At 60.0% G+C, this 25,400-nt stretch carries 23 protein-coding genes; 6 read left to right on the plus strand and 17 right to left on the minus strand.

Annotation, left to right across the window (positions count from 1 at the left end):
• Positions 1-419: 419 nt before the first annotated feature.
• Positions 420-1,544: an HNH endonuclease signature motif containing protein gene (locus tag UL81_RS07765; RefSeq protein WP_052097714.1), complete on the plus strand. Its 1,125-nt coding sequence runs from the start codon at positions 420-422 to the stop codon at positions 1,542-1,544.
• 60 nt (positions 1,545-1,604) lie between these two features.
• Here the strand turns inward: UL81_RS07765 and UL81_RS07770 are convergent, their stop codons facing one another.
• Together UL81_RS07770 and UL81_RS07775 are read right to left on the minus strand one after the other, a co-directional pair.
• On the minus strand, positions 1,605-2,018 hold the full coding sequence (locus UL81_RS07770; RefSeq protein ID WP_035105245.1) for a DUF3040 domain-containing protein: 414 nt from the start codon (positions 2,016-2,018) through the stop codon (positions 1,605-1,607).
• 119 nt (positions 2,019-2,137) lie between these two features.
• Entirely contained in the window at positions 2,138-2,566 is a 429-nt protein-coding gene (locus UL81_RS07775; protein WP_035105247.1) for an SAV_6107 family HEPN domain-containing protein, read from the minus strand.
• A 148-nt stretch (positions 2,567-2,714) separates the two neighbouring features.
• Here UL81_RS07775 and UL81_RS07780 point away from each other — a divergent pair, with 148 nt between their 5' ends.
• Genes UL81_RS07780 through UL81_RS07790 form a run of 3 tightly spaced genes read left to right on the plus strand, consistent with a single transcriptional unit; the run spans position 2,715 to position 5,935 of the window.
• A complete protein-coding gene (locus tag UL81_RS07780; RefSeq protein ID WP_035105249.1) occupies positions 2,715-3,299 on the plus strand; it encodes a GNAT family N-acetyltransferase in 585 nt (194 codons plus the stop codon).
• A 17-nt stretch (positions 3,300-3,316) separates the two neighbouring features.
• Entirely contained in the window at positions 3,317-4,408 is a 1,092-nt protein-coding gene (locus UL81_RS07785; protein WP_035105251.1) for a polyprenyl synthetase family protein, read from the plus strand.
• Positions 4,409-4,414: 6 nt separating this feature from the next.
• Positions 4,415-5,935 (plus strand): alpha-(1->6)-mannopyranosyltransferase A, encoded by a 1,521-nt coding sequence (locus UL81_RS07790; RefSeq protein ID WP_046453457.1) that lies wholly within the window; start codon positions 4,415-4,417, stop codon positions 5,933-5,935.
• On the opposite strand, the gene UL81_RS07795 is transcribed toward UL81_RS07790, so the two are convergent.
• Positions 5,904-6,281, minus strand: coding sequence for an Rv2175c family DNA-binding protein (locus UL81_RS07795; RefSeq protein ID WP_046453691.1), 378 nt, complete (start codon positions 6,279-6,281; stop codon positions 5,904-5,906). The two genes, UL81_RS07790 and UL81_RS07795, sit on opposite strands and share 32 nt — an antisense overlap.
• A gap of 50 nt (positions 6,282-6,331) precedes the next feature.
• On the opposite strand from UL81_RS07795, the gene UL81_RS07800 reads away from it, so the two are divergent.
• Entirely contained in the window at positions 6,332-7,648 is a 1,317-nt protein-coding gene (locus tag UL81_RS07800) for a protein kinase domain-containing protein (RefSeq protein ID WP_035105252.1), read from the plus strand.
• Here the strand turns inward: UL81_RS07800 and UL81_RS07805 are convergent.
• From UL81_RS07805 to ctaC, 14 genes are all read right to left on the minus strand, one after another.
• Positions 7,645-9,033 (minus strand): class II 3-deoxy-7-phosphoheptulonate synthase, encoded by a 1,389-nt coding sequence (locus tag UL81_RS07805; protein ID WP_035105254.1) that lies wholly within the window; start codon positions 9,031-9,033, stop codon positions 7,645-7,647. The genes UL81_RS07800 and UL81_RS07805 overlap by 4 nt on opposite strands.
• 33 nt (positions 9,034-9,066) lie before the next feature.
• On the minus strand, positions 9,067-9,585 hold the full coding sequence (locus UL81_RS07810) for a polyadenylate-specific 3'-exoribonuclease AS (protein ID WP_046453458.1): 519 nt from the start codon (positions 9,583-9,585) through the stop codon (positions 9,067-9,069).
• A gap of 11 nt (positions 9,586-9,596) precedes the next feature.
• Positions 9,597-10,778, minus strand: a complete 1,182-nt coding sequence (locus UL81_RS07815; protein WP_082099197.1) for an acyltransferase family protein — start codon at positions 10,776-10,778, stop codon at positions 9,597-9,599.
• Between the two features lie 2 nt (positions 10,779-10,780).
• A complete protein-coding gene (locus tag UL81_RS07820) occupies positions 10,781-11,512 on the minus strand; it encodes a lysophospholipid acyltransferase family protein (RefSeq protein WP_046453459.1) in 732 nt (243 codons plus the stop codon).
• 44 nt (positions 11,513-11,556) lie between these two features.
• On the minus strand, positions 11,557-12,510 hold the full coding sequence (locus UL81_RS07825) for an ROK family protein (RefSeq protein ID WP_035105256.1): 954 nt from the start codon (positions 12,508-12,510) through the stop codon (positions 11,557-11,559).
• Between the two features lie 38 nt (positions 12,511-12,548).
• On the minus strand, positions 12,549-13,679 hold the full coding sequence (locus UL81_RS07830) for a glycosyltransferase family 4 protein (RefSeq protein WP_035105258.1): 1,131 nt from the start codon (positions 13,677-13,679) through the stop codon (positions 12,549-12,551).
• A 21-nt stretch (positions 13,680-13,700) separates the two neighbouring features.
• Entirely contained in the window at positions 13,701-14,771 is a 1,071-nt protein-coding gene (locus UL81_RS07835; RefSeq protein WP_046453460.1) for a C40 family peptidase, read from the minus strand.
• Between the two features lie 193 nt (positions 14,772-14,964).
• Positions 14,965-15,588, minus strand: a complete 624-nt coding sequence (locus UL81_RS07840; RefSeq protein ID WP_035105260.1) for a C40 family peptidase — start codon at positions 15,586-15,588, stop codon at positions 14,965-14,967.
• 805 nt (positions 15,589-16,393) lie between these two features.
• Positions 16,394-18,016, minus strand: coding sequence for a cytochrome bc1 complex cytochrome b subunit (gene qcrB, locus UL81_RS07845; protein ID WP_035105262.1), 1,623 nt, complete (start codon positions 18,014-18,016; stop codon positions 16,394-16,396).
• On the minus strand, positions 18,016-19,236 hold the full coding sequence (qcrA, locus tag UL81_RS07850; RefSeq protein WP_035105264.1) for a cytochrome bc1 complex Rieske iron-sulfur subunit: 1,221 nt from the start codon (positions 19,234-19,236) through the stop codon (positions 18,016-18,018). The genes qcrB and qcrA overlap by 1 nt, the downstream gene beginning before the upstream one ends.
• The gene (gene qcrC, locus UL81_RS07855; protein ID WP_035105266.1) at positions 19,233-20,126 is read right to left on the minus strand and encodes a cytochrome bc1 complex diheme cytochrome c subunit; all 894 of its coding nucleotides are present in this window, start codon (positions 20,124-20,126) and stop codon (positions 19,233-19,235) included. Before qcrC ends, qcrA begins: the two co-directional genes overlap by 4 nt.
• A 70-nt stretch (positions 20,127-20,196) precedes the next feature.
• On the minus strand, positions 20,197-20,808 hold the full coding sequence (gene ctaE, locus UL81_RS07860) for an aa3-type cytochrome oxidase subunit III (RefSeq protein ID WP_179944087.1): 612 nt from the start codon (positions 20,806-20,808) through the stop codon (positions 20,197-20,199).
• A 552-nt stretch (positions 20,809-21,360) separates the two neighbouring features.
• Positions 21,361-21,792 (minus strand): aa3-type cytochrome oxidase subunit IV, encoded by a 432-nt coding sequence (gene ctaF, locus UL81_RS07865; protein WP_035105268.1) that lies wholly within the window; start codon positions 21,790-21,792, stop codon positions 21,361-21,363.
• Positions 21,793-21,809: 17 nt separating this feature from the next.
• Positions 21,810-22,892 carry an aa3-type cytochrome oxidase subunit II gene (ctaC, locus tag UL81_RS07870; RefSeq protein ID WP_035105269.1) on the minus strand — a complete coding sequence of 361 codons (1,083 nt, stop codon included), beginning with the start codon at positions 22,890-22,892 and terminating at the stop codon, positions 21,810-21,812.
• Positions 22,893-23,351: 459 nt separating this feature from the next.
• Between ctaC and asnB the strand changes: the two genes are divergently transcribed.
• Positions 23,352-25,274: an asparagine synthase (glutamine-hydrolyzing) gene (asnB, locus tag UL81_RS07875; RefSeq protein ID WP_046453461.1), complete on the plus strand. Its 1,923-nt coding sequence runs from the start codon at positions 23,352-23,354 to the stop codon at positions 25,272-25,274.
• Positions 25,275-25,400: the final 126 nt, after the last annotated feature.

The following is a 25,400-nucleotide window of genomic DNA, read 5'->3' on the forward strand; positions in this document are numbered from 1 at the left end:
TCCTCAACTTGCGACATCCGGATTCCTCGGAAGCGAACAGGCACCACACCTCTCCGCTGCGCCCCACTCTACCCCACTTTCCCCCACCGGGGACACTTAGCGCGGCGTGTTACGTTGATGTAATTTTTGAAAACCCTGGTAGAGCCTCGAAATTGCGGTGGGGGAAATTCCCCGGCAGGTCTTGACAAGGGGTGAATTGTGAGGCGATTTTAGTAACTTAGCTGAGATTTGGGATGTCTTCTGTTACTAACGCACAGTGCCGGGGGTGCCGTGGTGGGGGAAAGTGGGGAATTTTTAGATGAGTAGATCCCCTCTCTGGTTAGACTGCCGAAATGGCCAAAAGGATCCGAAAATTTCGAAAATGAGAACAATCCCACAAACCGTTGCCTACCTGCGGAAACGCGGCTACTGTGACGGGCATGACACAGTTTGCATCCCCCACCGCAGCCCGGCACACCGGGCTCGACATGCTGCGCGATAGCCTGCGCTCGCCCGGCATGGTTGCGGAGGTGCTCGATTTATCCCTGCGCGAAGTCAAGCGCTGGGCCACCCTCGCGCACGTCTATTTCGGCGCGACGAAGTTCACCCGCAAACAAGACGATGCCCGGCTGGCTGCCGAGGGCTACTCCATCTCTCGACTGGTCCACATCGACCGCTTTGCCCGGCGTGCTGCCACCCCTGCGCGCCAGTGGGAATTTCGCTTAGAGCTGTTGCGCTTTTCCGGCAGCGTGGACGAGATGATTACTTATGCCAAGACTCGTCAGGAGAATTATGTCGAGCCCCGCTCCCCCGAGCGCGGCGTGAGTATCACCCAGCACGACGAGAACATCTGGAGCCTGCACATTCGCGATGAGGCCTCTCGCATTGCGCAGCTGCGCAAGACGCTGGATGCTGCAGCACCGAAGGACGAGTCCATTCCGCGTGCTCGCCGCCGCGCCGACGCCTTTTGGGAACTGGTCAACAGCCAGTCCACGTTGGTCGAGCCGGCCTATCGCACGGTCATTGCTATCGGACTAGAGGAGTTCTTCCAGATCATCGCCGGCAAGGGCGATGAGGTAAAGCTCGGCTGCTCTGATGGCACGATTATGACCGGTGCGGACTGGCTCGCCCACCACCTAGCAGGGCACTTGGGCGAGGACATCTTCGCCGGACTTTTCCACCCGGTGGCCGGGCCGGTGAATCTCTACCGGACGCGCTCGGCGAGTTTCAAACAGCGCCTCATGGCCATTTCCGAACAGCTCGTCTGCGCCTGGGAGGACTGCAAAGAACCCGGCGATAACTGCGAGGTCCACCACATCGTCGCCCACAACCGCGGCGGAGAGACCACCCCGACCAACCTGACGATGTTATGCCGCTACCACAACGGGCTTATCGGCAGCATCGACCCCAATAACCTGCCGAAACATCCCGGCGCGCCGAACTATCCGCACCGCGGGTGGATAAGTAGAGAAAACGGCCACGTGGTCTACCACCCACCGGGCAGAAAACCGCCGCGGACCAACCCGCATCCGGTCAGCCAGCTCGGCGCGATGCACCTCATCTAGCCTTCAAAGCACAACAAAGCCCCACACCTAACAAAGGTGCGGGGCTAAACGTGCGAGCTTTTAACGCTCTTCAAAGCGACGACGGAAATTCTCTTCCATCTTGGAGCTGACTCCACCCTGCTTGGAGGAGGAGCGCTGCTTGTTGCTCTTCTTCGACGACTTGGCGGACTTGTTGGACTTAGACGAGGAAGAATCCCCGCGCAGCATCCATACGCCAGCGCCGAACATCAGCAAGAAGCCGAGTACGGACAGTGCGACAAACCACAGGCTTTGCTGCGCAAGCGCCACGCCGCCAATCATGACGACCAGGCCCAGCACAACCAGTGCCACACCGCGCAGCGTGATTGCTCCGCCGCCGTCGCCGCCAAAACTCGAGGAGGATTCGGATACGGAGGCGCCAAACTTGGGGTCATCGGCAAGCAATGACCGCTCAATTTCTCGGAGAGCGCGCTGCTCCTGCTCGGAAAGGGACATTGTTCCTCCAACTTAGGGTCGGGCACAGAGATGAGGGTTTACACCTATACAACGCCCAGAGTAATCACTTAGTTCCCGTAAATACAGCTATCCTAAAAATCAGGTGCACTCGCAAGGATTTAAGCAACCAGCGAGCCGAAACCAATCTCGGCTTCCGTGGCATCGATAAAGCGCGCCACCAGGTCTAACAGCGACCACACCAGCGCTTCATCAGGCATATCATCCAGGCCGGTCGCCACACGCGAACGCGGACGAGAATAAGCCTTAAATTCTTTCGCCCACTCTTTGTCTGTGGCAGAAACCAAAGCCAAACGCTCCCAAGCACTCGACGGCAGCCGGCGACGCTTCGCCACAGCAGAAACCGCCACGCGCGCACCCGCAGTGCGCAGACCCGCCTGGTAGGCATATTCCAACGCCTCATCCCACTTGGCCTCAGCAGCACAACCTTGTGCCCGGCGCAGGAGGTCCTGGGCCTGGAACAAGAAACGATCGCGCTTGCCTGCCGGACCACCCGTGAACTTGGACTGTGCGGAAATAATCTGTGCCATGACCTGCCTCCTTTTCTTCTGACTTACAACCTAAAAGCCGATCCGGACATCCTAACTTCATTTTAGCTCATGTGTTCGAATATTTCTTCGAAAATCCTGCGCACAGAACTTATTGCGGCACCTTTCAGTTTTTGCTGTGATAGATACTGTGACTTACGCAATCCGCCGCTTAACCCCCCGGGAGTTTTCACTGCTGGCTCCCCAGCTTGTCGATATCTACATCGAAGCCATGGACTACTCCCCCAGCATCCACGCCAAAAGTGTGCGCGGCTGGCGCAACGACATGCAACGCGCCGGCTTCCAGACTGTCATCGCCGAAGACGACACCGGCGTGGTCGGCATGGCCTATGGCTTTATCGGCTCCCCTGATACCTGGTGGGATCAGCAACTGCGCCGCGGATTAGTCAAAGAAGGCGGCCCTACTGCCGCCCAGGCCAAAGTGCTCCAAAACTACTTTGAGCTCGCCGAGATTCATGTGCTGCCCAGGTGTCAGGGACGGGGCATCGGCAAGCAATTAGCACAGAACCTGCTGTGGAATGCCCCCGCGCGGCATTGCCTGCTGTCCACCCCGGAAGTCGACGGCGAGCAGAACAACGCTTTCGGGCTCTACCGGCATTTAGGTTTCGTCGATTTTCTGCGCAATCTGCGCTACCCGGCCGATACGCGCGGTTTCGCCATTTTAGTCGCCACGCTGCCACTACACCCGAGGGTTGAGCAATCTCCGGAAAGCTAGACGGTATCGTAGCTACTGTGACTTTCCCGAATGTGCCCTCGCTTGCCGATGTCCCCTCCACCACCCAGGAGCTCTTATCTGAGTTCTTGGAGGCCCGGCGTCCTCAGGTCGCCGAGATTGGGCAGCCGGTTACGCAGGCAACGCAGTTTCTGGAAGATTTCGTACTCGGCGGCGGCAAGCGCATTCGTCCGCTGTATGCCTGGGCAGGTTTCATTGGCGCCGACGGTCTCGATGGCGACGAGGACCCGCAGGCCGTGTTGCGTGCTGCGGCATCCCTGGAGTTCATCCAAGCTTGCGCGCTGATTCACGACGACATCATCGACGCCTCCGATACCCGCCGCGGAAATCCGACCGTGCACCGCGGGGTGGCTGCGCTGCACTGGGAGGCCGGCTATCAGGGTTCGCCGGAGTTTTTCGGCCAGTCGGTGGCAATTTTGGTCGGTGACCTGGCTTTGGCCTGGAGTGAGGACATGCTGCAGGATTCCGGTCTCTCGGCTGCTGCGCTCCAACGCGTGCGCGAGCCGTGGCGTGCCATGCGCACCGAGGTTATCGGCGGCCAGCTGCTCGACATCACTTTGGAAGCTCAGGGCTCGGAGTCCGTTGAGCTGGCCGATGCGGTCAACCGCTACAAGACTGCCGCCTACACCATCGAGCGCCCGCTACACATTGGAGCCGCGCTTGCCGATGCCCCCTCCCACCTCATCGACGCCTTCCGCGGCTATGGGCGCGATATCGGCATTGCTTTCCAGCTCCGCGACGACCAGCTTGGCGTGTTCGGTGACCCTTCTGTTACCGGCAAGCCAGCTGGCGATGACCTGCGCGAAGGCAAGCGTACCGTGCTGCTAGCACTCGCGTTACAGGAACTCGACGAGAAGGACCCGTCTGCGGCTGCGACGTTGCGCGCTGGTGTGGGCAATGTGAGCGAGCCAGAAGAATTGGCGAAGTTGTCGCAGATTATTGAGGATTCGGGGGCTCCTGGGCTCATCGAAAAGCGTATTGCTCGGTTGACTGAGTCGGGGCTGAACCATCTGCGCGCAGCGGACGTCTCCGATGAGGTCACGGCGACGCTGGAAGAACTTGCCCACAAGGCCACGGCGCGGCGCGCGTAGAACGTCATGGATAAACGCAAGACGTATAGCTTCACAGTCCCCGGCGCGCTGCCGCTGGGCGTGTTCGGCTCAGTGGTGCTGTTGTTCGCGTCCTTTTCGGGGGGCGCGACGCGTAACCAGGGCGGGCTTTTAGAAGCTCTCAACATTGGCTTTTTGGCCTATGGCCACGGGCGCAACCTGGGCATGCTGGCCTATTGGATTGGCCTGATTGCGCTGGTGCTGGCGTGGGTGCTGGCGGCACGTCAGGTGATTGTGCCGCATCTGCGCGGTGAGATGCCCGATGCTTATCGACGCATCCGCACCATGCTCATCGCCTGGACTGCTCCCCTGCTGCTGGCTGCACCGCTGGCCTCGCGCGATGTGTACTCGTACCTGATGCAAGGTGCGATGGTCCGCGATGGCTTCGACCCCTATACGGAAGGCCCGGCAGTTAATCCGGGACCGTTCCTGTTGGAGGTCTCCCCGGACTGGCGTAATACGACGACTCCTTATGGCCCGCTGCACTTATGGATGGGCGAAGGGGTGACGCGCCTGGTGGGCGACAATGTTGCTGCCGGAATGATTGTCTACAAGGTCATCTCGGTGCTGGGCTTTGTGGGTATTGCGTGGGCGGTCACACGCATTGCGCGGAAGCTCGGCGGTAATGCGGCATTAGCGCTGTGGCTGGGCGTGGCCAATCCGGTGGTTGTGCTGCACTTGATTGGTGGCATGCACAACGAATCCACGATGGTCGCGTTGGTTTCTATTGGCCTGCTGGCTGCACTGCACCAGCGCTTCCACATCGCACTGATTCTGGTCGGTATTGCCGTGGCAATGAAGGCGACGGCACTGATTGCGATGCCGTTTATCGTCTGGTTGATGGTCCAGCACTATGCGGGCAAGGCGTCGTTTGCCAAGCAGGCAGGTGTGTTTGTGGTCTCCGGCATCGTGGCCGTGGTGGAGATTGTCATTGCGCTGGCGGTGATCACATGGGCCTCGGGGCTCACGTGGGGTTGGCTATCCGAGATTACCGGCAACTCGAAGGTCATTAACCCGCTGGCCGGTCCGACGCTGCTGACAGACATCATCGCGCCGCTGCTGCAGGTGATTAACCCGGATATTAGCTACAACGCGGTCCTGGAGGTCCTGCGCACCATCGCCACGGTCTTCATGCTGGTGGGCCTGGTGGCTGTGTGGTGGCTGAGCCGCCACAACGCGCGGACAGCGATTATGGGCACCGCGGCGGCCTACCAAGTGGCGTTTATTTTCAACTCGGTCACCCTGCCCTGGTACTACGTCTCGGTGTTGACGCTGCTGGGTACCTTCCGCCCGCCATCCTGGCTGATTAAGCTGGCCACCGGCGCCTCGGTCTTTATCGGCCTGGCCTTTGCCAGCGACGGCAACCACCAGCTCTACAACTGGTGGTGGGTCCTCGGCATGGCGATCGCTACGTGGTTTATCACCCAGTGGGCGCTTGCGGGGTGGCCGCAAGCGGGAGAAAAGGAAGACGAAAAAACTAAAAAGCCATCGCCTGCGCGCGCCGAATAACCTCGCGCGCCAAATGCCCGTGCAGGCCGTCAATCGGGCGGCCAGGCAAGGAATCGTCCTCGGTAAACAGGTGGGCCAGGATGGCTTCGTCGTCGTAGCCGCCATCGCTAAGCACTGTGATAACCCCGGTAACGTGCTTGGAAATGACGCCCTTGTCGTTGAAAAACAACGCCGGGACCAAGCGGGTGCCCTCCGGGTTGCGCCAGGCGATGAACTTGCGCGCATGCATCAAGTCATGGACGCGGGTAATGGGCAGGTCGAGTTTCTCGGCGACATCGGCAAGCGTGAGCATCTGCTCGCCGGCCAGCAGTTCTTCTAAGTTTTTCTCGCTAGTAGTCACAGACACCACCTTAACCCTGATTTCCCTTCGCGCTGGAATCAGCCATACTGGGGTGCATGACAAGGTTGGACGTAGGCGATATTCTCGAAGGCCGCTATCGGGTGGACTCCCCAATCGCAAAGGGTGGCATGTCCACGGTGTATCGCTGCGTAGATATGCGTTTAGGTCGTGCCGTGGCCGCGAAGGTCATGCATGAAGAGTTCGAAGACGACCCGGTCTTCGTCCAGCGTTTCGAGCGCGAGGCCAGGGCGATGGCGCGTCTGCAGCACCCGAATCTGGTCGGCGTGCATGACTTTTCTGCAGACGGCGAGCCGATTTATCTCATCATGGAACTTATCGATGGCGGCACCCTCCGCGAGTTGCTCGCCGAAGAAGGTCCCCTGCCTCCGTATGCGGCCATCGGCGTGATGCGCTCGGTGCTGGCTGGTTTGGACGAAGTGCACCGCACAGGCTTAGTGCATAGAGATATCAAGCCTGACAACGTGCTGATTACTTCTGGTAGCCGGGTGAAGGTCGGCGATTTTGGTTTGGTGCGTGTGAGCAATGCGCACGTCAACTCCGACCACATCGTGGGCACGGTGTCCTATTTGGCCCCGGAGCAGGTTACCGGTGAGGAAATCACGCCGGCTGCCGATGTGTATTCCGCCGGCATTGTGCTCTTCGAGTTGCTGACGGGAACGGTGCCTTTTAGAGGCGATACACCGCTGGAGCATGCGAAGGCGCGTTTGGAAGAGGATGTGCCGACGGCATCGTCACGCATTGACGGTGTTCCGCCGCTGGTGGATGAGTTGGTGGCCACGGCAACAGCGCGGGATCCGGAGATGCGCTTTGCCGATGCCGGAGAGTTTTTGGAAGCGCTGAACGATGTCGCGGTTGCCCTCCACCTGCCAGATTTCACCGTCCCGGTACCGCAGAACGCCGCGGCGGCGAGGACGGCTGCGCGTCCGACGAACTTTGCCGGTGTGGGCAATACGGAGGTCTTTAACGCCACGACAGCGATTCCGGCAGCACCTGATGAGGCGCCGACAGACATTCTCGATGAGGGCGAGACAGAAGTTTTTGCGCAAGAGGAGCCGCAACGCGAGGCGTTGAGCTTTGAGACGCGTTTTGATCCTCCGGCGGCGGCCCCGGCACCGATGCCGGCGCCTGCGCAGGAGTGGCGGGCGCCCAATGCGGGTCTTCCTGCACAACGCGAACAGGCCCTCCCTCCTACTGCGGAGGAAGAGCCTGCAGAAAAGCCAGTGACCAACCGAAGCGTGCTCAGCTTGGTGGCGTACCTGGCGGTCGCGGTGCTGCTGGCCTACGTGGTAGGCCTGGGCGCCTGGTGGTTCGGGTCGACCTGGTACGGCGCGACGCCGGCACTCTGGCGCTAGTTACGCAGCATCTCCGCAACCAGGAAGGCCAGCTCGAGGGACTGTTGGGTGTTCAGGCGCGGGTCCACGGCGGACTCGTAGCGGCCCGGCAGGTCGACATCGGTGATGTCCTCTGCGCCGCCCAGGCACTCGGTGACGTCCTCGCCGGTGAACTCCAGGTGCACGCCACCTGGGTGGGTGCCCAGGGAGCGGTGAACCTCGAAGAAGCCCTGGACCTCGTCGATGATCTTGTCGAAGTGACGGGTCTTGTAGCCATTCGATGCCGTAACAGTGTTGCCGTGCATCGGATCGCACTGCCAGACGACCTTGTGGCCAGATTCCTCGACGGCCTTGACCACTGGAGGCAGCACGGAGCGGACTTTGTCGTGGCCCATGCGGATGATCATCGTCAAGCGTCCCGGCTCCCGGTTCGGATCGAGGCGCTCGGCGTACTCGACGGCCTGCTCCGGGGTCACGCCCGGTCCCAGCTTGATGCCGATCGGGTTGCCAATCAGGGCGGCGAAGTTGACGTGGAAGTCCTCCAGGCCGCGGGTGCGCTCACCGATCCAAACCTGGTGGGCGGAGAGATCGTAAAGCTTGGTCTGGCCGTGGGAATCCTTGGCCAGGCGCAGCATGGAACGCTCGTAGTCCTTGAGCAGGGCCTCGTGCGAGCAGTAAATCTCTGCAGAGCGCAGGGTCTCATCGGACACGCCACAGGCGTTCATGAAGGCCAGGCCGTTCTCAATCTCGTTGGCCAGCGCCTGGTAACGGGCACCTGCGCGGGAGTTCGCGACGAATTCGCGGTTCCACTCGTGCAGGCGGTACAGGTCCGCGGTACCCGACGAGGTCAGGGAGCGCACCAGGTTCATCGCAGCCGAGGAGTTCGCGTAAGCACGAATCATGCGCGCCGGATCGTGGCGGCGGGCCTCCTCGGTGGGCTCGACACCGTTGACGATGTCGCCGCGGTAATTAAGCAGGCCGTTGGCATCCGTATCTGAAGAACGCGGCTTGGCGTACTGGCCAGCAATACGGCCGAGCTTGACCACTGGGGTGGACGCGCCGTAGGTCAGCACGACAGCCATCTGCAGCAGAGTCTTGACGTTGCCGCGGATGTGCGGCTCGGTGTTCGACTCAAAAGTCTCGGCGCAATCGCCACCCTGCAGGAGGAAGGCTTTGCCCAGGGCGACATCGGCAAGCTTGGCCTTTAAAGCCTCGATTTCGGCAGCGACCACAATCGGCGGTACCGACTCGAGAATCTTGCGCACCTGGTCAGCCTGTCCTTGATCCCAGCTCGGCTGCTGCTTTGCGTCACGGCTAATAACATCCCGGAACTTCTCCTCGATGCCATCCGGCAGCGGAGGAAGATCGGGGAGTACTTCTTTCGGAATATCTACTGTCCAACTCACACTGCCATTAAACCATTGGTTGCCTGTCGAGCGTTAGTTAATCGACTTTTTGACCTGTGATGATCGCGATAGTGGGAGTTTTTCCTGGCAGGTGCGGAATTTGCGAAGGTTGTGGCGGGCATCGATAAGCGCATCGTGGTTGCCGTCTGGAATGGCCGGAAGCTGCGGGCGCCCGGCGAATTCCCAGTACTGTTTGAGCTCGCGGGTAAAGCGCGGCAGCTGCTTGGGCAGGCCGGCCATATCGCCCCAGAGTTGTGCCAGGACGACGTGGTCGTAGGCGCCGACCCATGCCCACAGCTCGACGGGGCCGGAGCCGCGGGTAAGAAATTCTAGGAGTTCGTCACGGATGCGGGCGCGCGACTTCCACACTGGGTCACGCGGGCTCGGAAGCTTGTCGAGCACGTTGTCGCGGACCCAGGCATTGGCACGGGCGGGATCGAAGTCGGTGGATACGGCGTAGTATTCGCTACCGTCTTCACCAACGATGCCGATGGAAACCAGTTCAATGGTGTTTCCATCCTCGATGAATTCGGTGTCATAGAAGTAGCGCACAGAAAACCAGCCTAGTCGGCGCCTTTTGTGGGTTTGTCATCGCCCGGCTGTGGATGGCCGGTGACAAAAGGTTCAGCAAAACGTCGGATCTTGCCCAGCGGCGGCGGGTTAAGTGTCCAGCCCACATAGGGCAGCTTGCCGATGACCCACAGCACCAGCGAGGCCAATCCAGCGAAGAAGAAGCAGGCGATGAGCCAGAACCAGGTGTTTTCGAGTGGCCAGGCGCCGTTGAGGCTGATCTCGAAGTCGGTAAAGGACATGATGTAGCCGTAGCCGACGGTCAGGCCAATGGGGTGGCCAAGATAAATCGGCAGGGTGTGGCGGCCGATAAAACGCAGCATGTGCGATAGGCCTGGGATGTGTGCGATGAGCACGGCGCCGACGATGCCGGCGGGGGTTTCTAGGGTTTGCTCGACGAAGCGGACGAGGATGTGGGCGTCGCCGCGGTCGAGGAAGTCTGCGCCGGGAAAAATCCATGGGATGGCGACATCGCCGGGGTTGTTGTCCCAGGCGCGGCGGATGAGGAAGCCTGCCAGGTAGCTTAAGACTGCAGAGGCGTAGGCGATGATGGTCAGGGGTGTCCACTGGCCTTTGAAGGGGGCATCGGCAGCTGCGGCGAACTTGGTGATGGGACCGCGCAGGTAGGCAGCGCCAACGAAGATAGGCAGGAACATCATGGCTTTGCCGATGAAGTAGAACTGGTCTTGCCAGGCAAAGACGATGATGGGCCAGAAGCTCAAAATGATGGCGGCCCAGGCGGGCAGCTTGCGTACGGCCCAGAGGAAAAGGTTGAAGACAATCAGGGCATGGATGAACCAGCCCATCGTGTGGCCGAAAAAGAGGTTGTAGAGCAGTTCTTGCCAACCCAGCAGCGGGGTGCCTAGGTCCCAGTGCCACTGCAGTTTCTTGGTCCACAGCTCGACGGTGACCCAGACGATGTAGGGCACGAGGAAGAACCACAGGCGGCGGGTGAAGAGCTCACGCAGGCTAAAACGGAAGACCTTCGCGGAAAAATAACCGCTGACGAGGAAGAACAGCGGCATGCGTAGGGGATCGAGCCAGACGTTGAGGTCGAAAAGCCAGGTTTCTTGGGATTCCGGCACAGCCAGGGTGATGTGCAATAGCACGACGCCAAGGATGGAAATGCCCTTGGCGATATCTGGCCATGCCAGCCGTTCCTTAGGGGAAGGCACGGTTAGTATTCGGCTCCTTCCGGGTACCCGTGGCCAGCAGCCAGGGAGGCCTTCACATCGGAGGCGTAGACGTCAACGTAGGGCTTGTCCGCAAGATCGGCGAGGTGCCGCATGAAGTAATCGGTAAATGCGCGGGCGGTGTCGTGATCTTCGGGGTTCATGTTGTGCTCAGCGGCCCAGGCGTGCGGGTCGATGGGCTCGCCGATGACCACGCCGACGCGGGTGGGGCGCGGAATCCAGGAACCGATGGGGTTGGCCTTGCGGGAATCGTGCATGGCGACGGGAATGACTTTTTCGCCGGTAAGCATGGCGATACGTGCCATGCCGGAGCGGCCCTTGTAAACGCGGCCGTCCGGGGAGCGGGTGCCTTCGGGGTAGATGCCGAAGAGATCGCCGCGCTTTAGGACTTTTTGGGCGGTGGTGAGCATGGCATCGCCAGCTGTGCTGGTATCGCGCTCGATGGGTTCTTGGCCCACGGAGCTAAAGAACCACTTTTGCATGCGACCGACGAGGCCGGGGGTGGTGAAGTATTCCGACTTGGCCAGGAAGGTGATCTGGCGCGGACACAGCAGCGGGAAGTAGAACGAGTCCATCACGGCCTGGTGGTTAGAGGCCAAAATGGCTGGGCCTTCCTCGGGGATGTTGTCCATCCCTTTCGACCAGGGACGGTTCCATACCCGCAGGGCTGGGCCAAAGAAGATGTATTTGAAAGCCCAGTACCACTTGTTTTTCATCGCCTATGTCCTTTGCCGGAGTTGTGCTCGTGCTCGGAGGCCTTCTACGCGCTGTGGCGCGCTAGGTCAGCGACGCCAATCATACCCGCCGCCGATCCCAATTCCGCGGTGGCCACACGGGCAAGGGGGCGATGGCCCGCTCCGACGATGTTGTCGGCCATGCCGCGGCGTGCGGTATCTAAGAAGACGTCGGCGTCTTTGGACACTCCCCCGCCGACGACGATGAGTTCGGGGTCGAGCACATCGGCGACGATGGACAGGCCTTGGCCCAGCCAAGTGCCGAAGTCCTCCATGACGGCAACGGCCAGGGGGTCGTTGTTGCGGGCGGCTTGGGCGATGGCTTCGCCGCTGGGGCATTCGGGCAAGGTGGTCTCGAAGTGTGGGCGCAGTTCGGCGCACGTATCGGGCAAGGCGGTACCGGAGGCGTAGCGCTCGAGGCAGCCGCGTTTGCCGCAGGGGCACTGGCGACCATTGGGGACGGCAACGAGGTGGCCGAACTCGGGGGCGGTGCCGAAGGCGCCGCGGTAGATGGTGTCGTGAGTCATCAGCGTTGCGCCGATACCGGTGCCGACAGCGAAGAAGACCCAGTCTCGGGCGCCGCGGCCGGCTCCAAAGCGCCACTCGCCCCAGGCGGCGGAGTTGGCGTCGTGTTCGACGCGGACGGGCACTTCGAGGCGGTCTTGGAGAATCTGGCGCACGGGCGCATCGCGCCAGGGCAAGTGCGGGGCAAAGCGGACGCGCTCGCAGTCCGGATCGATGAATCCGGCGATGGCGAGGCCGACAGCGGAGATGTCGTGGTCGGCGTTGAGTTCGTCGACGATGCGGACGATGTCGTCTTCGAGTTGTGCGGTGCTGTGCGACGTCGGCAGGCTGCGGGTGTCGATAACCTGCCCGGAAGCGTCGACAACACCACCGCGCAGGTTGGTGCCACCGATATCAAAACCGATGGTCAGGCCTTCGCGCGCGGTGGTGTCATAAGGCGCACTGAGTTCAGACATGAATTAAAGGATATACCGGCACCCGGTATCCGGTCACATTAAGGTTCGAGCTCCAAAATACGGCGTAAACGCGCGCCCATGACCTCCCAGGTCCAGTTCTCCTCGACGTGCTTGCGACCGGCCTGGCCCATGGTCTGGCGGCGTTGGGGATCGGAGCAGAGTTCGTCGAGGGCCTGGGTGAGTTGGTCGAGGTTATTGCCTTCAACGACGATGCCGGTCTCTGGAGTAACGGTTTCGGGGGCGCCGCCGGAATCGCCGGCGATAACGGGCAGGCCGCAGGCTTGGGCTTCGAGGTAGACGATGCCTAAGCCTTCGACGTCGAGCCCTTTGCCTCGGGTGCGTGCCGGCATGGCGAAAATGTCGGCGGCGTGCAGAGCCAGGCGGAGTTCGTCGGTGTCGGCGGCGCTGGTGATAGTCGCGTCGGGACAGTACATCTCGGCGAGTTCAACGAGCGCGTCGTGGTAGCGGCCGCGGCCGATGATGAGTAACTGTGCGTCGGGGTGGTGTTTGCGGAGTTCTGGCATCGCGCGCAGGAGTTGGTCTTGACCTTTGCGGGGGACGAGGCGGGAGATGCAGGTGATGACGGGGGCAGCGGAAAGCGCAAAGTGCTGGCGGGCTGCTGCTTTGGTGGCGGTATCTGCTGGAGTGAAGTCGTCGAGGTTGACCGCGGAAGGCAGGTGCTCCCACTCAGGGTGTGGGCCGAAGGGGCGACGCAGGCGAGACAGCGTGTAGTCGGAGATGTAGGTGATGACGTCAGCGCTGTTGCCGATGGCGCGGAGGGCTTGGCGGGAACCGGGCAGCATGGACCAGCCGACTTCGTGGCCATGGGTGGTGGCAACGACTTTGCGGGCGCCGGCGGCTTTGGCGGCTGTGCCCATCAGCGCTAGCGGTGCGGCGGCGCCGAACCAGACGACGTCGATGTTTTCTGCACGGATAATCTCCTGCATGCGGCAGATGGTTGCGGGAGTAGGCAGCATGACGGACCGTGGCCAGCGGATGATGTGCTGGGGTGAGGAGGCATCGTAAAGCGCTGCTGCTTTAGTGTCCTGCGTGGAGGCGAAGACGATGACATCGTCGGCGGGCAGGGTGGCGAGGAAATCCCGTAAGTATGACTGAATCCCACCGATAGTCGGTGGGAAGTCATTGGTGACAAGTAGAGTGCGCGCCATGGGCACTACCCTAGCGGAGTGCTAGTAGCGGGATGCACCCTGGATCGGCATGGAGTCAACCGGGACGACCTGGACCGGCACGCCGTAGGTGGAGGCGTGAACAATCTGGCCGTTGCCGATGTACATGCCCACGTGAGTCACACCTGGGTAGTAGCCGACGATGTCGCCAGGCTGCAGCTGGTCAATCGGGACGGAAGTGCCGCCGGAAATCTGTGCCTGGGAAGTGCGCGGGATGGACTTGCCCTGCTGCTGGTAGGCCCAGACCATCAGACCCGAGCAGTCGAAAGCGTCCGGGCCGGTTGCACCCCAGCCATAAGGAGCGCCGATGCGGGTCAGGGCGGCCTCGGCGACGGCGGAGCTGCCCTCGCCCAGCTTGGAGAAGTCGATGTCCTCGATGCCGCCGAACTGGCCTTCCCAGGCAGCACGCTGCTCCGGGTTCAGGGCGTCGACGCGGGCTTCGATCTCAGCTTGCTGCTGCTCGAGGGCTTCCTTTTCAGCGACGAGTTGCTCGCGCTGCTCGTTGAGGGCACGGGCTTTGTCCTCGGCGGTAGTGACGGCCTCCCCGGCGCGGTCGTGCTTGTCGCGGGCGGCAGCGGCGTTATCCGCCATGGTGCTCAAGTTCTCTTGGGCGTTGCGGGACAGCGCACCGAGGTAGCCCAGACGCTCGACGGCGGTGGCTGGGTCCTCTGCTGCCAGTGCGGCGAGAACCGGGTTGGTGTTGTCGCCACGGTAACGTGACTGGGCGATTTCGTTGACGCGCTGCTGCTGCCCAGCGACGGCCACGGCGGCATCGTCAGCTTCGCGCTGTGCAGCCTCAGCCTTAGCGTTGAAGTCACCGAGTTCTGCCTCAGCCTCAGCCAGGCGGTTTTCGGCTTCTTTGACTTCTTCGTTCTTGGCGGAGACGCGCTGGGCGACTTCGCTGACTTCATCGATAAGCGCCTGCACATCATCGGCAGGCTGCTCCTGGACCGCGTCCTGCGCGAAAGCGTTGGTGGCAACGGTGCAACCGGTAATAGCGATGACGGCGGCAGAAGCCACAGCAATAGTCTGGCGGCGGGCTAGAACAGCAACCCGCGAGGATGACTTAAGCACTTTTTCTTGTCCCTTACTGAGCAAATAGCATTAACTCGACTAACTATAGAGCGCCGTTCAACAATGCGGTAGTTGAACACAAAAGATGTGACCAATGAGGTAAAACCGCTTTTGCGGTACGCAAAAAGCCCTCTACTCAATCCTCAGAGGAGGTGAGGATGAGAGAGGGCTTAAAGCTAATCACTAGCAGTGCTTAGAAGCGAACTGCAGAGTGGATCGGCATGTAGTGCAGGGAACGCTCCTGAACCGGGGTGCCGGAGTTCAGCGCGTCGATGATCTTGCCGCCGCCGACGTAGATGCCGACGTGGGATGCGCCGCCGTAGTAAGCGACGATGTCACCTGGCTGCAGGTTGTCGATGGACACCGGGGTGCCACCGTTTGCCTGCGCCTGGGAGGTGCGCGGGATCTCAACGCCTGCCTGGCGGTAAGCCCAGGAGGTCAGGCCGGAGCAGTCGAATGCGTCCGGGCCGTTAGCGCCGTAGACGTACGGTGCGCCAACCTTGGAACGAACGGCGTCAACGACCTTCTGGCCAACGGACTGTGCCGCTGCTGCTGCCGGTGCTGGTGCAGAAGCGTTGGTTGCGTAGGTTGCCTTGTCCTGCTGCAGTTCCGGAACGTAGTAGCCAACGTTCGGAACCTTCTCGATGTTAGGTACGTTTTCCAGGCCCTGAACCTCAAAGCGGATGTCGGTGTTCGGTACAACGACCTCCGCGCCCTGTGCCACGCCCGGTACGGCGACGGCTGCGGTTGCTGCAATTGCTGCGGTGGACGCAACACGGCGAGTGTTCAGTGCGCCCTGGCGACGATGCTTTGCCACGAATAAACTCCAAATCTTCCTGTGCGCTTACCCACGGCCGCTAAAGGCGACTCATAGGTTCTGGCCCGATTCGGGCCTAGCGTCTTCGACCCCTTCCCCACTGGGAAGAAATCTCCGCCGGCCCCACACATCAGGAAGGGCCAGATACAGCGCTTTAAATCTTTCAGTTCATATTGACCGCTCGGATGAGCAACTCAATGTCTCAAACAGGTTACGAAACCATCACGGAAGATGTCGAATCGAAAACGAAAAAGGAACGTTGTTACCGTCCCGTTACACTTCGTTAGCGAAAATGAGACTAAAGCCAAGGCTGGCCACTTCCCCACCCCAGGAAAGTGACAATCAGCCGTATGGCCAGGGGGTTTACCCCTTCACAAAAGCCGACTCACACACTATCGCACACTGCCCCACATCACCGAATTGACAACGGAAAAATAAATTGTGACCTTGCACACATCTTCGTTGACGTACTCACAATCGCAACAAACACCCCACAATTACCAGGGTTTGAGGGCGGTTTTTAGGACGGTTAGGAAGTGGAATTTGGCGCTTACAGAGATGCGGTAGTGAAGGGTTCATACGCCTGCTGAGCGCGTTTAGGTACTCCCCTATAAGTAAGGAGAAAGCGCAGTAGCGCAAGAGGCCTTCTAGGGCCGTCTAAGGGCTTTAGGACCGGCCTAGGGGCTGTGCGTGTGTGGGATGAGCGGGCATCGCAAAGCGTGGGCGCATTAAGGCAACACAAAGCCCGCTGGGGGCTTCCGGGGAAGTCCAGCGGGCTTGTGGAGCGAATTTCTAGGGTGTCGGCTTAGATGCGGCCGTTGTCTTCGTCTTCGCGGCGGTTAGCCTCGTTCAGACGACGCAGCATCTCTGCCTCTTCACCATGGTTGTCTTCGTGAATCTCGTGGATACGACGCATGGTCTCCGGATCATCCGGGGAGAAGATGCCCTGGGTTTCGCTGTCGGCGAGACCAAGGTGGTTGAGCTGCTTCGGAACGCGAGCACCTGCGTACTCGAGCGGAACAGCGTGGCCGTGCTCGTCGACCGGGCCCAGCGGCTGGTGGACCTCGATGAAGGCACCGTTTGGCAGCTGCTTGATGATACCGGTCTCGATGCCGTGCTCCAGCACCTCGCGGTCAGAGCGCTGGAGGCCAACGCAGATGCGGTAGGTGATGAAGTAGGCCAGCGGCGGCAGGACGATGAGGCCGATACGACCAATCCAGGTCATGGCGTTCAGCGAGATCTGGAAGAAGTGAGCCACGTGGTCGTTACCGCCGGACATGGTCACCAGCAAGAAGAAGGTAATCGCCATGGCGCCGATACCGGAGCGAACAGGGACGTCGCGCGGTCGCTGCAGCAGGTTGTGGTGAGCGTCATCGCCGGTGAACTTCTTCTCCAAGAATGGGTAGGCGAAGAGCAGGATAACCATCACACCACAGAGCAGGGCGACCCAGAATGCGGAAGGAATGGTGTAGTTGCCCAGGTACAGCTCCCATGCCGGGAAGACACGAGCCACACCGTCAGTCCACAGCATGTAGATATCCGGCTGAGAACCAGCGGACACCTGCGATGGGTTGTATGGTCCCAGGTTCCAAATGGCGTTAATGGTCAGCAGACCGGACATCAGAGCCAGGACACCTGCGGTCAGCATGCCCATACCGATTGCCTTGGTGGCGAAGACCGGCATGATGCGGACGCCAACGACGTTGTTCTCAGCGCGGCCCGGTCCAGGGAACTGGGTGTGCTTCTGGTACCAGACCAGAATCAGGTGGGCTGCGATGAGGCCCAGGATGATGCCCGGGATAACCAGCACGTGCAGGATGTAGAAGCGGTCCAGCATCAGGTCGGACGGGAAGTCGCCGCCGAAGATGGCCCAGTGCAACCAGGTACCGATAATCGGCAGACCCAGGATGATGGCGGACATGATTCGCAGACCAACACCGGACAGCAGGTCGTCCGGCAGGGAGTAGCCAAGGAAGCCCTCGACCATACCCAGCAGAATCAGGGCGCAACCAATAATCCAGTTAGCCTCACGCGGGCGACGGAACGCACCGGTGAAGAAGATGCGCAGCATGTGGGCAATCATGGCCATCATGAACATCAGTGCACCCCAGTGGTGCATCTGGCGAACAAACAGGCCGCCGCGAACCTCGAAGGAAATATCCAGTGCGGTTGCGTAGGCACGGGACATCTCCACGCCGTTCAGCGGAGTGTAAGCACCGTCGTAGATGACCTTCGTTATCGAAGGATCGAAGAACAGTGCCAGGTAGATACCGGTCAGAAGAAGGATGATGAAGCTGTACAGCGCCATCTCACCGAGCATGAAGGACCAGTGGGTCGGGAAGACCTTGTTGATCTGGGTACGGATCATGCCCGAGGCAGTGTACCGCGAATCGATGTTGTTGCCGATGTCGGCGAGTTTATTGCTCATTATGACTTACGCTCCCAGAATGCCGGGCCAACAGGCTCAATGAAGTTGCCCTGTGCAACGAAGTAGCCCTCGTCGTCCACGGTGATCGGCAGCTGCGGCAGTGCACGGGCTGCCGGGCCGAAGACCGGCTTGCCGTACTGCATCGCGTCGAACTGCGACTGGTGGCACGGGCACAGGATTCGGTTGGTCTGTGCCTCGTACAGAGAGGTTGGGCAACCGATGTGAGTACAAATCTTGGAGTAGGCGTAGTAGTCGCCGTGACGGAAGTCTTCCTGACCCTCGCGCTCGATTGCGTTGTTTGCGTCCTCATGGCGCAGACGAATCAGCATAACCGCGTTGCGGTTGCCGTGAATCGAGTGCATCTGGTTGGTGTAGACATCCTTCTGCGGGTCGTACTTGTCGCCGTCGAGAACGTCTTCCTCAGCAAGCGGGAACACGGTCTCCATACCGCCAGCGTCGATGTCCTCCGGGCGAACACGCACCAGGCGGGCAACGCCAGCGGTGGTGTAGTGAGAACCGGACTCACCGTGGTGCATCTCAGCGATGGTACCGGTATCACGTGCGAGGTAGAGCTTCACGCCCTCATCGTGCAGGGTCCAGCCGGAGGTCCACAGGGTGCCGTCGCCGGTGTAGTCCAGTGCGTGGCGAACCTTCCACGGGTTCTTCACTGCACCGCCCAGCGGGGCAATGACGGTCAGGCCGAACAGAACGCCGGCACCGCCGAGCAGACCCATGATGGTCTTACGACGACCCAGGGTGGAGGTCTTCCAGGAGTCGTTCAGCAGAGCAGTCAGGGTGCGACGGTCAATCTCATCGGAAGGACCGTCGTGACGACGCTGTACCGAAACCTCTTCCGGAATGATCTTCTTGACGTACTGCACGATGGCGATACCCAGCGCACAGATAGCCACACCGGAGGTCAGACCCAGCAGCGGGGTGTAGAAGAGGTGCCAGACCAGGCCCTCGTCACCGTGAGTACGGAACTCCCACGGCCAGAACAGGTATACAGCCAGGAAGGCGATACCCATCAGGACGGAGATGATGAGCCACACGGTGATGTTGGTGGCAGCACGCTTCTCCTCCGGGTCACCATCTACCTCGTAGCGTTCCTTGCGGAAGGCAACGGTGACATCGTCAAGCTGGGTACCGAGGGCAGCCAGCTCGCTTTCGCTCATTGCATCAAGCTGAGCGTCAGTGTAGTTCTTGTTTACTTTGCTCATGAGCGCGATCCAATCCACATTGCCGCACCGCACAGGGCGGTGATGCCGATGATCCACATTGCCAAGCCTTCAGCCACTGGGCCGAGGCCACCGAGGTCCCAACCAGCCGGGGAAGGAGTCTCGCCTGCAGACTTGATGTAGGCGATGATGTCCTTCTTCTCGTCGGCGGTCAGCTGACGCTCAGAGAACTTCGGCATGTTCTGCGGGCCGGTGAGCATCGCCTGGTAGATCTCCTGCTCGTTAGCCGGAGCCAGTGGCGGTGCGTACTTACCGGAGGACAGTGCGCCGCCCTGGCCGGTGAAGTTGTGGCACGATGCGCAGTTCATACGGAAGAGCTCAGAGCCCTTGGCGACGTCTTCCGGCTGAATCTGGCCGTTGTAGTTAGCGCCGCGCAGGGATTCCTGCGCCACGGAACCGTCTTCGTTGTAGACGATGTCCGGGCCGCCACCGTTAGCAGCGACGTAGGCAGCCAGTGCCAGGGTTTGCTGCTCGGTGTAACGCGGGGTCTTGCGCTCTGCCTGTGCGTCGTTCGACATCATCGGCATACGGCCGGAGTGCACCTGGAAGTAGGTGGAACCGGCACCGATTCCAACGAGGGACGGGCCGCGGCCATCAATACCCTGCAGGTTGGCACCGTGGCAGGTGATGCAGGCGACGTCGTAGATGTCCTTACCCTCTTGAATGAGGGCCTGGTCATCCTTCTGGGCGGTTGCGACCTGAGCGTCCGGGGTCAGGGCCGAAGCCAGAACACCGGCACCGGTCAGGCCGATCGTCAAAGCGAAGGCACCAGCGAGGGTGCGCTTTGCCTGACGGCGGCGACGGGTCTTCTTCGCCGCGCTCGCAGTGGAGTTGTTCTCCGCTGCTGCAGTCTGGGGATTGTTATCCATCATTTTCCTTTAGATAACTCGTACACGGAAATGAATGGCTGTAGGCCAAGAAAGTCTCTCGGCTGTCTACGGCCTACTGAATCAGGTAGATGACTACGAAGACGCCGATCCACACAACGTCAACGAAGTGCCAGTAGTAGGACACTGCCATTGCGGCGGTTGCCTGTGCCGGCGTGAACTTGGTCTTAGCCAAGCGAGCCAGAATGATCGCAAATGCAATCAGACCGGCAGTCACGTGCGCGGCGTGGAAACCGGTGATGATGTAGAAGACCGAGCCAAAGACGCTGGCCTGTACGGTCACACCGTGGATGATCAACTCGTACCACTCGAATGCCATGATGCCCAGGAAGACAACACCCAACGCGATGGTAATCGAGTACCAGAGTCGAAGCTTGTATACGTCACCCCTTTCTGCAGCAAACACGCCGAACTGCGAAGTGAAGGAGGAAGACACCAGGATTGCCGTAATAAGGAAACCCATGGGCAGGTTGATATGAGCAGTCTGCTCAGCCCAGTTGCCTTCCTGGCCATTCGCACGCGAGGTGAACCACATCGCGAACAGTCCAGCAAAGAACATCAATTCCTGAGACAGGAACACGATGGTGCCGACGCTGACCATGTTGGGTCGGTTCAACGCGGCAGCACGTGGTGCTGTCGTACCTTGGTTAGAAATTACGCTCGTCACGCCTATTAGTATGACCCGTATAAGCCCTGAAGTCACCCCAAACCCCCCGCTTTCTTTTAACTTTCTTCAGGGCATTCACAGGCACTTCCCTGCCAAAGTTCGCAAAGATCTTTTTTCGGAAACTCGGGAACTTTTTCGATTTCTATCCGACCACTCATTAATGCAGGTAGATCGCACGCGTTTGCAGATCCCGAGAATTCCTCATGCTCAGCGGCCATTTAGTGGAACAACTTCCCCGGTAGTTGCAACCAATTTGCCGAGATCCGCCAGAGAGATAAATCACATTTTGAAACCCCCGAATTTGAGCAACTTCCAACTTTCGGTTGACCCCCGGACTTAGCAGGCTTTACTGGCCCGTTTCTGGCTTTAGCCTTGGCCGACAGTGCGTCGATAAGCGCTGCTCCCCCACCGCCCGGGTGAACTTTCCAAAAATTTTCGGACCCCGGGGAACTTTTTGCCACGCTTTACGACGCCTACAGATCAAAGCAGTCCCCACCACCGAGAAGGTGATGGGGACTGCGAGAAGTTTGTGGCAGCGTTATCCGTTGCCGCTTAGTGCTTTTCCTTCGGGAGACCGTACTGCAGGGAGAGCATGGTAACTGCCCACACCAGCATGGCGGCGCCGAGTGCAATCATCCAGTAGTAGACGAAGATGACACCCAGACCCAGTATGGCAATCGCACCGGTCATGGCCAGCGGCCAGATGGAGTGCGGGGAGAAGAAGCCCAGGATGCCCTGGCCGTCTTCAGTTTCTGCCTCTTCCCAGTCTTCCGGAGCAACGTCCACGCGGGAGTCAGTGAAGTGCAGGTAGCCGCCGAGCATCAGGCACAGCAGGGTTGCCAGGACCAGGCCGACGAAGCCAACCCACTCCGGACCGTAGAGGTAGCCGTCGTCCTGCACCAGGTTTACGCCCAGGATGTAGACGACCAGGGAGACAATCAGGTAGGTCGCGATTGAGTAGAAGACCTTAGAACTTGAACGCATTGTTTATCTCCTTCTCCTTATGCCGCCGCGTTGTTGGCGTCAACCCAGTTGTCGCCATCGCGGGTGTCGCGCTGGGAGTTGAACGGCTGGGTGGATACTGCGTATGGATCCTCACCGATCTGCTCCAGTGCCTGAGCGTTGGTGGCATCCGGGTTCTCGATACGGAAGTCGAGGTACTCGTTGAAGGCCTCCGGGGAGACAACGCGAATCTCGAAGTTCATCATTGCGTGGTAGGTACCGCACATCTCAGCACAGCGTCCGACGAAGGCACCTTCCTGGTTGATTTCTTCAACCTGGAAGCGACGCTCCTGGGAGTTGCTCTCCGGGTGTGCGTAGACGTCGCGCTTGAACAGGAACTCCGGAACCCAGAAGGAGTGGGAAACATCGCCGGATGCCAGACGGAACTCAATCGGAGTACCGGTCGGCAGGACCAGAACCGGAACCTCTTCGGTGGAGCCAACGGTCTCGACGTCGTTGAAGTTCAGGTAAGAGATGTCACCCTTGGACTTACCGTGAATCGGATTGCCGTTCTTCTGGCCCTCCGGGTCTACGGAAGATTCCTCAGCCAGAGCGTTGCGCTCCTCATCGGTGCCGTCGTAGTTACGGCCGTCCATGGTGTTAGCGGCGTAACCGAACTTCCAGTTCCACTGGTAACCGGTAACGTCAACTACGACCTCTGGGTTCTTATCCAGTGCAGTGACCTTCTGCTGGGACTGCACGGTGAAGAAGAACAGGCCCATAATGATGATGATCGGAACGATCGTCATGACCATCTCAAGAGGGATGTTGTACTGGGTCTGGCGCGGGAACTCGCCCTTGCCAGCCTTCTTAGCCTTCTTCGCGCTCCACTTGAAGATCGCGGTGAGGAACAGGCCCCACATGATGATGCCGATGATCCAGGCAACTACCCAGACCCAAATCCAGAAGTTGTACATGGCCTCTGCCTCCGGGGTAATACCCTTTGGCCAGCCCATGCCCACAATATTCTCGACCGCGTTTGGCGCTGCAACATCGCAGCCAGCCAAAGCCAGTCCGCCTAAAGCGATTGCGCCTGCTAGACCCGCTTTCCGGGTGAAGCTGCGCTCCTTACGCTGTCCCACGTGTGTTCTGCCTTTCTGTCCACACAAACTTCTCGAACACTCACAGAGCATTCCTATCCAATCAGGATAGTGGATCCAGGCGGGCTCATAGAGGTTTTCTGCCCCTGGATTAGCCCACTTAGCCGCTCTGTAAATGCGGTTGTTCGGTATGTTACCGCTCCACCTGCACTCAAGCCGAATACCTCCCCCATTTCGGCCACCAACCCTGTGGGTTATTTCACAACACCCATGGGGGTCCATCATCCGAAAGTTCGCCCCTAAAGGGGAAGCATCCGAACTTTGCAGGAATAACTAAAATTCGGCCGGTCCATTTCTCACAGGCGACGCACAGCTTTACGATGCCTCCCCTGCCTCACCACACTGTTTGCTTGGCTGGGCCGTGGCGAGATCGCCGATGTATATCCGGGGCCGTAAAGTAGAGCGTCTAAGGACTGCCTATTTATAAGGAGCAATCACCACATGTGCGGTTTGTTGAGCATGCTCGCCGCTAACGCTAATGCGGAAGAGTTTGTCACCGCGGTTGAAGGCGCACTGCCCTGCATGCGCCACCGCGGCCCTGATGCCGCTGGCACCTGGCACGATGCCGATGCAGCCTTCGGCTTTAATCGCCTGTCCATCATCGACCTGGAGCACTCCCACCAGCCGCTGCGCTGGGGTCCGAAGGAGAACCCAGAGCGCTACGCCATGACCTTTAATGGCGAGATTTACAACTACATTGAGCTGCGCGAGGAACTGCAGGCTGCCGGCTACGAGTTCAATACCGAAGGCGATGGCGAACCTATCGTCGTCGGCTACCACCACTGGGGCAAGGACGTCGTAGAGCACCTGCGCGGCATGTTCGGCATCGTTATCTGGGATACCGAGACCCGCACCATGTTTGCCGCGCGCGACCAGTTCGGCATCAAGCCGCTGTACTACGCCACCACCGAGGCCGGCACCGTCTTCGCCTCCGAGATGAAGTGCATCCTGGAGATGGCCGATGCCATCGGTCTAGACCTCAGCCTGGACAAGCGCACCATTGAGCACTACGTGGACCTGCAGTATGTGCCGGAACCAGAGTCCCTGCACGCCAACATCCGTCGCGTGGAGTCCGGCTGCACCGTCACTCTCAAGCCGGGCGGTGAGGTTAAGTCCGATCGCTACTTCCGCCCGACCTTCCCGGCACAGTCAGTACCGAAGGGCGAGGAACAGCAACTCTTCGACCGTATTGCGGCCGCACTAGAGGATTCCGTCGAAAAGCACATGCGTGCCGATGTGACCGTCGGTTCCTTCCTGTCTGGCGGCATCGACTCCACCGCTATTGCAGCTTTGGCAAAGCGCCATAACCCGAACCTGCTGACCTTTACCACCGGCTTTGAGCGCGAGGGCTACTCCGAGGTCGATGTCGCTGCTGAGTCGGCTGCCGCCATTGGCGTCGAGCACATCGTCAAGGTCGTCTCCCCGGAGGAGTACGCCGACGCCGTTCCGAAGATCATGTGGTACCTGGACAACCCAGTGGCTGACCCGTCGCTGGTGCCGCTGTACTTCGTGGCCCAGGAAGCCCGCAAGCACGTCAAGGTAGTGCTCTCTGGTGAGGGCGCCGATGAGCTCTTCGGCGGCTACACCATTTATAAGGAGCCACTCTCCCTGGCCCCATTTGAGAAGATCCCTTCCCCACTGCGTCAGGGTCTGGGCAAGCTCTCGCGCGTACTTCCCGATGGCATGAAGGGCAAGTCCCTGCTGGAGCGCGGCTCGATGACTATGGAAGAGCGCTACTACGGCAACGCTCGTTCCTTTAACTTCGAGCAGCTCCAGCGCGTTCTGCCATGGGCCAAGCGCGAGTGGGACCACCGTGAGGTCACCGCCCCGATTTACGCCCAGTCTGAGGACATGGACGTCGTCGCCCGCATGCAGCACCTCGACCTGTTTACTTGGATGCGCGGTGACATCCTGGTCAAGGCCGACAAGATGAATATGGCCAACTCGCTGGAGCTGCGCGTGCCATTCCTGGACAAGGAAGTCTTCAAGGTTGCCGAAACCATTCCGCATGATTTGAAGATTGCCAACGGCACCACCAAGTACGCCCTGCGCAAGGCCATGGAGCAAATCGTTCCGCCGCACGTACTGCACCGCCGCAAGCTCGGCTTCCCAGTACCGATGCGTCACTGGCTGGCTGGCGATGAACTCTACGGCTGGGCCCAGGACCAGATCAACGCCTCGCAGACCGAGGACATCTTCAACAAGCCAGAAGTTCTGGAGATGCTCAAGGAACACCGCGACGGCGTCAGTGACCACTCCCGCCGCCTGTGGACCGTCCTGTCCTTTATGATCTGGCACGGCATCTTCGTCGAAAAGCGCATCGATCCCCAAATCGAAGAACGCGACTACCCAGTCAAGCTCTAAGGCCCCTTTCGTCACGTTGACGGAACCGGGTTCCGTCAACAAATAACAGGGTCCGTCGCCCCAGAGATCACCAAACGCCCCGCTCCACTCGGAACGGGGCGTTGTCGTGTTTAACGGTGAATTATC

The organism is Corynebacterium camporealensis (assembly GCF_000980815.1).
Taxonomy (GTDB): domain Bacteria; phylum Actinomycetota; class Actinomycetes; order Mycobacteriales; family Mycobacteriaceae; genus Corynebacterium; species Corynebacterium camporealense.

Bases quoted from the DNA above. Each gene is read 5' to 3' on its own strand.
- UL81_RS07765 (WP_052097714.1), top strand. From the start codon at position 420: ATGACACAGTTTGCATCCCCCACCGCAGCCCGGCACACCGGGCTCGAC.
- UL81_RS07770 (WP_035105245.1), bottom strand. From the start codon at position 2,018: ATGTCCCTTTCCGAGCAGGAGCAGCGCGCTCTCCGAGAAATTGAGCGG.
- UL81_RS07775 (WP_035105247.1), bottom strand. From the start codon at position 2,566: ATGGCACAGATTATTTCCGCACAGTCCAAGTTCACGGGTGGTCCGGCA.
- UL81_RS07790 (WP_046453457.1), top strand. From the start codon at position 4,415: ATGGATAAACGCAAGACGTATAGCTTCACAGTCCCCGGCGCGCTGCCG.
- UL81_RS07800 (WP_035105252.1), top strand. From the start codon at position 6,332: ATGACAAGGTTGGACGTAGGCGATATTCTCGAAGGCCGCTATCGGGTG.
- UL81_RS07820 (WP_046453459.1), bottom strand. From the start codon at position 11,512: ATGAAAAACAAGTGGTACTGGGCTTTCAAATACATCTTCTTTGGCCCA.
- UL81_RS07825 (WP_035105256.1), bottom strand. From the start codon at position 12,510: ATGTCTGAACTCAGTGCGCCTTATGACACCACCGCGCGCGAAGGCCTG.
- UL81_RS07830 (WP_035105258.1), bottom strand. From the start codon at position 13,679: ATGGCGCGCACTCTACTTGTCACCAATGACTTCCCACCGACTATCGGT.
- qcrB (WP_035105262.1), bottom strand. From the start codon at position 18,016: ATGAGCAATAAACTCGCCGACATCGGCAACAACATCGATTCGCGGTAC.
- qcrA (WP_035105264.1), bottom strand. From the start codon at position 19,236: ATGAGCAAAGTAAACAAGAACTACACTGACGCTCAGCTTGATGCAATG.
- qcrC (WP_035105266.1), bottom strand. From the start codon at position 20,126: ATGATGGATAACAATCCCCAGACTGCAGCAGCGGAGAACAACTCCACT.
- ctaF (WP_035105268.1), bottom strand. From the start codon at position 21,792: ATGCGTTCAAGTTCTAAGGTCTTCTACTCAATCGCGACCTACCTGATT.
- asnB (WP_046453461.1), top strand. From the start codon at position 23,352: ATGTGCGGTTTGTTGAGCATGCTCGCCGCTAACGCTAATGCGGAAGAG.